The organism is Pseudomonas ulcerans (assembly GCF_036324125.1).
Lineage (GTDB): Bacteria > Pseudomonadota > Gammaproteobacteria > Pseudomonadales > Pseudomonadaceae > Aquipseudomonas > Aquipseudomonas ulcerans.
In genome coordinates this window covers 1-5,399 of record NZ_JAZDQN010000088.1, presented here as the reverse complement: position 1 = coordinate 5,399, position 5,399 = coordinate 1, and the positions used below count along the sequence as shown (strand labels likewise).

2 tRNA genes and 3 rRNA genes are annotated in these 5,399 nt (G+C 51.8%); all 5 read right to left on the bottom strand.

The annotated features are described in order from the left end of the window. Positions 1–24 precede the first annotated feature (24 nt). Positions 25–140, bottom strand: a 5S ribosomal RNA gene (rrf, locus tag V0R59_RS31585). A gap of 133 nt (positions 141–273) precedes the next feature. Next, a 23S ribosomal RNA gene (locus tag V0R59_RS31580) occupies positions 274–3,164 on the bottom strand. A 233-nt stretch (positions 3,165–3,397) separates the two neighbouring features. Next, positions 3,398–3,473, bottom strand: a tRNA-Ala gene (locus tag V0R59_RS31575). A gap of 10 nt (positions 3,474–3,483) precedes the next feature. Beyond that, positions 3,484–3,560 (bottom strand) — tRNA-Ile (locus tag V0R59_RS31570). Between the two features lie 84 nt (positions 3,561–3,644). Beyond that, positions 3,645–5,181, bottom strand: a 16S ribosomal RNA gene (locus V0R59_RS31565). The 16S, 23S and 5S rRNA genes sit together here with 2 tRNA genes alongside, the layout of an rRNA operon. Positions 5,182–5,399 lie beyond the last annotated feature (218 nt).

Below are 5,399 nucleotides of genomic sequence, written 5' to 3'. Positions count from 1 at the left end.
GCAGATAGGGGTTTCGGAATTTAATCTTGACGATGACCTACTCTCACATGGAGAAGCTCCACACTACCATCGGCGATGCGTCGTTTCACTGCTGAGTTCGGGATGGGATCAGGTGGTTCCAACGCTCTATGGTCGTCAAGAAATTCTGGCTGCCGTCTCGTCTTTCGACGCTACAGCAAATCGGGTATGTGACAGTTGTGAGCTGCAAACTTTCGGTTCATTCATCTTCACAACACCGCAATCTGGCTTCCGCTCAAATTGCTTGGGTGTTATATGGTCAAGCCTCACGGGCAATTAGTATTGGTTAGCTCAACGCCTCACAGCGCTTACACACCCAACCTATCAACGTCGTAGTCTTCGACGGCCCTTCAGGGAGCTCAAGGCTCCAGTGAGATCTCATCTTGAGGCAAGTTTCCCGCTTAGATGCTTTCAGCGGTTATCTCTTCCGAACATAGCTACCCGGCAATGCCACTGGCGTGACAACCGGAACACCAGAGGTTCGTCCACTCCGGTCCTCTCGTACTAGGAGCAGCCCCTCTCAAATCTCAAACGTCCACGGCAGATAGGGACCGAACTGTCTCACGACGTTCTAAACCCAGCTCGCGTACCACTTTAAATGGCGAACAGCCATACCCTTGGGACCGGCTTCAGCCCCAGGATGTGATGAGCCGACATCGAGGTGCCAAACACCGCCGTCGATATGAACTCTTGGGCGGTATCAGCCTGTTATCCCCGGAGTACCTTTTATCCGTTGAGCGATGGCCCTTCCATACAGAACCACCGGATCACTAAGACCTACTTTCGTACCTGCTCGACGTGTCTGTCTCGCAGTCAAGCGCGCTTTTGCCTTTATACTCTACGACCGATTTCCGACCGGTCTGAGCGCACCTTCGTACTCCTCCGTTACTCTTTAGGAGGAGACCGCCCCAGTCAAACTACCCACCATACACTGTCCTCGATCCGGATAACGGACCTGAGTTAGAACCTCAAAGTTGCCAGGGTGGTATTTCAAGGATGGCTCCACGCGAACTGGCGTCCACGCTTCAAAGCCTCCCACCTATCCTACACAAGCAAATTCAAAGTCCAGTGCAAAGCTATAGTAAAGGTTCACGGGGTCTTTCCGTCTAGCCGCGGATACACTGCATCTTCACAGCGATTTCAATTTCACTGAGTCTCGGGTGGAGACAGCGCCGCCATCGTTACGCCATTCGTGCAGGTCGGAACTTACCCGACAAGGAATTTCGCTACCTTAGGACCGTTATAGTTACGGCCGCCGTTTACCGGGGCTTCGATCAAGAGCTTCGCGTTAGCTAACCCCATCAATTAACCTTCCGGCACCGGGCAGGCGTCACACCCTATACGTCCACTTTCGTGTTTGCAGAGTGCTGTGTTTTTAATAAACAGTCGCAGCGGCCTGGTATCTTCGACCGGCATGGGCTTACGGAGCAAGTCCTTCACCCTCGCCGGCGCACCTTCTCCCGAAGTTACGGTGCCATTTTGCCTAGTTCCTTCACCCGAGTTCTCTCAAGCGCCTTGGTATTCTCTACCCAACCACCTGTGTCGGTTTGGGGTACGGTTCCTGGTTATCTGAAGCTTAGAAGCTTTTCTTGGAAGCATGGCATCAACCACTTCGTCGCCTTAAGGCAACTCGTCATCAGCTCTCGGCCTTGAACTCCCGGATTTACCTAAGAGTCCAGCCTACCACCTTAAACTTGGACAACCAACGCCAAGCTGGCCTAGCCTTCTCCGTCCCTCCATCGCAATAACCAGAAGTACAGGAATATTAACCTGTTTTCCATCGACTACGCTTTTCAGCCTCGCCTTAGGGACCGACTAACCCTGCGTCGATTAACGTTGCGCAGGAAACCTTGGTCTTTCGGCGTGGGAGTTTTTCACTCCCATTGTCGTTACTCATGTCAGCATTCGCACTTCTGATACCTCCAGCAAGCTTCTCAACTCACCTTCACAGGCTTACAGAACGCTCCTCTACCGCATCACCTAAGTGATACCCGTAGCTTCGGTGCATGGTTTGAGCCCCGTTACATCTTCCGCGCAGGCCGACTCGACTAGTGAGCTATTACGCTTTCTTTAAAGGGTGGCTGCTTCTAAGCCAACCTCCTAGCTGTCTAAGCCTTCCCACATCGTTTCCCACTTAACCATGACTTTGGGACCTTAGCTGACGGTCTGGGTTGTTTCCCTTTTCACGACGGACGTTAGCACCCGCCGTGTGTCTCCCATGCTCGGCACTTCCAGGTATTCGGAGTTTGCATCGGTTTGGTAAGTCGGGATGACCCCCTAGCCGAAACAGTGCTCTACCCCCTGGAGTGATACATGAGGCGCTACCTAAATAGCTTTCGAGGAGAACCAGCTATCTCCGAGCTTGATTAGCCTTTCACTCCGATCCACAGGTCATCCGCTAACTTTTCAACGGTAGTCGGTTCGGTCCTCCAGTCAGTGTTACCTAACCTTCAACCTGCCCATGGATAGATCGCCCGGTTTCGGGTCTATACCCAGCGACTAAACGCCCTATTAAGACTCGCTTTCGCTACGCCTCCCCTATTCGGTTAAGCTCGCCACTGAATATAAGTCGCTGACCCATTATACAAAAGGTACGCAGTCACCTAACAAAGTAGGCTCCCACTGCTTGTACGCATACGGTTTCAGGTTCTATTTCACTCCCCTCTCCGGGGTTCTTTTCGCCTTTCCCTCACGGTACTGGTTCACTATCGGTCAGTCAGTAGTATTTAGCCTTGGAGGATGGTCCCCCCATATTCAGACAAAGTTTCTCGTGCTCCGTCCTACTCGATTTCATTGACAAGAGATTTTCGTGTACGGGGCTATCACCCACTATGGCGGCACTTTCCAGAGCCTTCCACTAATCTCAAATCAACTTAAGGGCTAGTCCCCGTTCGCTCGCCACTACTAAGGGAATCTCGGTTGATTTCTTTTCCTCAGGGTACTTAGATGTTTCAGTTCCCCTGGTTCGCCTCTTGCACCTATGTATTCAGTGCAAGATACTCAGCTTGTGCTGAGTGGGTTCCCCCATTCAGAGATCTCCGGATCAAAGTCTGTTTGCCGACTCCCCGGAGCTTATCGCAGGCTACCACGTCTTTCATCGCCTCTGACTGCCAAGGCATCCACCGTATGCGCTTCTTCACTTGACCATATAACCCCAAGCAATCTGGTTATACTGTGAAGACGACATTCGCCGAAAATTTGCAAAACTCTTAAGAGTCACTCACAAATTTTACCTTAGCCTGAATCAACACCAGTGAAAGTGTCGTTCAGTCTATTTCTATCACATACCCAAATTTTTAAAGAACGATTCTGATAAAGATCAGAAATCAACATTCTCGCCTTTGCGAAAACGCTCATTTCTAAGCTTTGGTACAGAGGATGGTGGAGCCAAGCGGGATCGAACCGCTGACCTCCTGCGTGCAAGGCAGGCGCTCTCCCAGCTGAGCTATGGCCCCAACAAGAAACTGGTGGGTCTGGGCAGATTCGAACTGCCGACCTCACCCTTATCAGGGGTGCGCTCTAACCAACTGAGCTACAGACCCAGTTAAGAGCTGTTACCGTAATCGTCTTCTTCAAGGAATCAAGCAATTCGTGTGGGAGCTCATGATACGGCTGATGTCGTCGATTAAGGAGGTGATCCAGCCGCAGGTTCCCCTACGGCTACCTTGTTACGACTTCACCCCAGTCATGAATCACACCGTGGTAACCGTCCTCCCGAAGGTTAGACTAGCTACTTCTGGTGCAACCCACTCCCATGGTGTGACGGGCGGTGTGTACAAGGCCCGGGAACGTATTCACCGCGACATTCTGATTCGCGATTACTAGCGATTCCGACTTCACGCAGTCGAGTTGCAGACTGCGATCCGGACTACGATCGGTTTTGTGAGATTAGCTCCACCTCGCGGCTTGGCAACCCTCTGTACCGACCATTGTAGCACGTGTGTAGCCCAGGCCGTAAGGGCCATGATGACTTGACGTCATCCCCACCTTCCTCCGGTTTGTCACCGGCAGTCTCCTTAGAGTGCCCACCTTAACGTGCTGGTAACTAAGGACAAGGGTTGCGCTCGTTACGGGACTTAACCCAACATCTCACGACACGAGCTGACGACAGCCATGCAGCACCTGTGTCAGAGTTCCCGAAGGCACCAATCCATCTCTGGAAAGTTCTCTGCATGTCAAGGCCTGGTAAGGTTCTTCGCGTTGCTTCGAATTAAACCACATGCTCCACCGCTTGTGCGGGCCCCCGTCAATTCATTTGAGTTTTAACCTTGCGGCCGTACTCCCCAGGCGGTCAACTTAATGCGTTAGCTGCGCCACTAAAATCTCAAGGATTCCAACGGCTAGTTGACATCGTTTACGGCGTGGACTACCAGGGTATCTAATCCTGTTTGCTCCCCACGCTTTCGCACCTCAGTGTCAGTATGAGCCCAGGTGGTCGCCTTCGCCACTGGTGTTCCTTCCTATATCTACGCATTTCACCGCTACACAGGAAATTCCACCACCCTCTGCCCTACTCTAGCTCGCCAGTTTTGGATGCAGTTCCCAGGTTGAGCCCGGGGCTTTCACATCCAACTTAACGAACCACCTACGCGCGCTTTACGCCCAGTAATTCCGATTAACGCTTGCACCCTCTGTATTACCGCGGCTGCTGGCACAGAGTTAGCCGGTGCTTATTCTGTTGGTAACGTCAAAATTGCACGGTATTAGCGTACAACCCTTCCTCCCAACTTAAAGTGCTTTACAATCCGAAGACCTTCTTCACACACGCGGCATGGCTGGATCAGGCTTTCGCCCATTGTCCAATATTCCCCACTGCTGCCTCCCGTAGGAGTCTGGACCGTGTCTCAGTTCCAGTGTGACTGATCATCCTCTCAGACCAGTTACGGATCGTCGCCTTGGTGAGCCATTACCTCACCAACTAGCTAATCCGACCTAGGCTCATCTGATAGCGCAAGGCCCGAAGGTCCCCTGCTTTCTCCCGTAGGACGTATGCGGTATTAGCGTTCCTTTCGAAACGTTGTCCCCCACTACCAGGCAGATTCCTAGGCATTACTCACCCGTCCGCCGCTGAATCGAAGAGCAAGCTCTTCTCATCCGCTCGACTTGCATGTGTTAGGCCTGCCGCCAGCGTTCAATCTGAGCCATGATCAAACTCTTCAGTTCAATACTGCTTGGGTTTTGAGAAAACCCTAAACCTGGCTCAGCAATCTCAAAATGAACTATTTCGATTTCTCGCATAGTCACTTGTGATGCTGATAATCTTTTTGACTATCAGTCCATTATCACAAGCACCCACACGAATTGCTTGATTCGATTGTTAAAGAGCGTTTGGCGAAGCGTTTCGCTTCAACCGAGGCGCGCATTCTACGCTTTCCTCTAAG